Raw genomic sequence first — 437 nt, 5'->3', positions numbered from 1 at the left:
CGCGTCGACGTCGTGGCGTGCCCGCCCGGCGCGGACGCGGTCGCGGTGCACGCGTGTGTCGAGGCCGGGGCGCGCGGACTGGTCCTGGAGGGGTCGGGATCCGGCAACCTGCCCCCGCTCGTCGCGGACGCGGTCGCACGGTTGGCGGACGACCGGCCGGACATCGTGGTGGTGGCGTCCAGCCGGGTGCCGCGGGGTGAGGCGACCTCGACCTACGGCGGCCCGGGCGGTGGCGCGGAGCTCGCCGCTCGTGGCGTGCTGAGCTGCGGATACCTGCGATCCGGGCAGGCCCGGGTCCTCCTGGCCGCGCTTCTGTCCACCGCGAGCAGTGCAGTCGGCGCCGACGGCGACGGTGCGGCCGCAGAGGTGCGCCGACAGTGGGGGCGCTACCACCTCTACAGCTGACGAGCAGACGTCGCCGGTTGCGGGGCCGGCGG

Annotated in this window: 1 pseudogene; it reads left to right on the top strand. The window is 76.7% G+C overall.

Annotated features, from left to right (window positions below):
- Nucleotides 1-405, top strand: a pseudogene (locus tag J1M64_RS18475) (asparaginase); the annotation flags it as partial.
- Nucleotides 406-437 lie beyond the last annotated feature (32 nt).

The sequence above is a fragment of the Dietzia sp. KRD202 genome (assembly GCF_017168155.1).
GTDB lineage: Bacteria > Actinomycetota > Actinomycetes > Mycobacteriales > Mycobacteriaceae > Dietzia > Dietzia kunjamensis.
The sequence above is the reverse complement of the archived record's forward strand: the minus strand, read 5'-3'. Positions and strand labels throughout refer to the sequence as shown.